Annotated in this window: 1 protein-coding gene; it reads right to left on the reverse strand. The window is 48.3% G+C overall.

The genetic code is table 11. The annotated features are described in order from the left end of the window. Positions 1–10: 10 nt before the first annotated feature. On the reverse strand, positions 11–1,171 hold the full coding sequence (locus tag ICN39_RS11055) for an IS30 family transposase (RefSeq protein ID WP_216234159.1): 1,161 nt from the start codon (positions 1,169–1,171) through the stop codon (positions 11–13). Positions 1,172–1,233 lie beyond the last annotated feature (62 nt).

Raw genomic sequence — 1,233 nt, forward strand, 5'->3', positions numbered from 1 at the left:
GGCCTTGATTTCAACCCGTCGATGCAACAGATTGGGCAAAACGTTCTGCCGGTGTTTGATAGTTTAGTGTTTTTCTAGGGCGTTCATTAAGTTGCCTTGCTACAGCATTGAGTTTGGCTTGGGAGTAATTAGCTAAGCTCATTCCTTTTGGGAAGTACTGTCTTAATAGCCCATTGGTATTTTCATTAGATCCTCGTTGCCAAGGATGCTGAGGATCACAAAAATACACTTGCACATCGGTAGCTAGAGTAAAGCGTTTGTGTTCAGACATTTCTTTACCTCGATCCCATGTTAAAGATTTGTAGAGCTCTTGCGGTAACTTGCGGGCATGCTTGATGAGTGCATTGACCACCGTCTCACTGTCTTTACGAGCCACCTTGACTAGCATCACATAGCGAGTCTGGCGCTCTACGAGAGTGGCGATCTGACTATTGGCATCCCCATATAAAAGATCACCCTCCCAGTGTCCTGGCACTGCGCGATCTTCTGCTTCGGCTGGCCTTTCTCTAATCGAGACTGCATCCTTAATTTTTCCAAGCCCCACATCCTTCAACGTGTGATGCCGTGAGCGGCGCATGATGCGGGTGCGTCGTAAATGCTGTGTGAGCTCTTTCTTTAAGGCTCCGCGGGCTTGGATGAAGAGGCTAAGGTAGATCGTTTCGTGTGACACCTGATAGTCCTCCTGATCTGGATAAGTCTCTTTTAGCCATCCGGCAATCTGTTGTGGTGACCAGTAGTGCTGCAGTTTATCTGCCACCAGATGCGCTAAGGCTTTATTCAAGACTAGTTTACAAGTCTGAGGGCGATGTGCCCGATCCCAAGCAGACTGGTCTGATTGATTGGCTCGATAGCTCTCTGGACCGCCATTGCGGCTAATCTCACGACTAATCGTAGAAGGCGAGCGGCCCAACTCGGTAGCAATTGATCTCATGGATTGACCACTTGCTATGCTGCGTGAGATGGCTTCCCGTTCATCTAAGGTTAATGCTAGTTTGGATCGAGTTCGCTCTGGCGGTCTAATGCCACCAGTTTGCACAAAGATGCCTTGTATGGATGAATGATTGCGATCAAATAACTGGGCAATCTGCTGGAGAGAATCTCCCTTTTTCCAGCGCTCCCACATTAAAGCCTTCTGGGTAGCTGTGTAATAGATTCGAGGTCGTTGTTTCATGAGCAACACTCCTTGCGCTTACGCAGTTTGTAGTGTGTTGCATCGACGGGTTGAAATCAAGG

The sequence above is a fragment of the Polynucleobacter sp. AP-Reno-20A-A9 genome (genome assembly GCF_018882085.1).
In the GTDB taxonomy this organism is placed as follows: domain Bacteria; phylum Pseudomonadota; class Gammaproteobacteria; order Burkholderiales; family Burkholderiaceae; genus Polynucleobacter.

What these genes read in the sequence shown, in the direction of transcription:
- ICN39_RS11055 (WP_216234159.1), bottom strand. Translation starts at nt 1,171, where the DNA reads ATGAAACAACGACCTCGAATCTATTACACAGCTACCCAGAAGGCTTTA.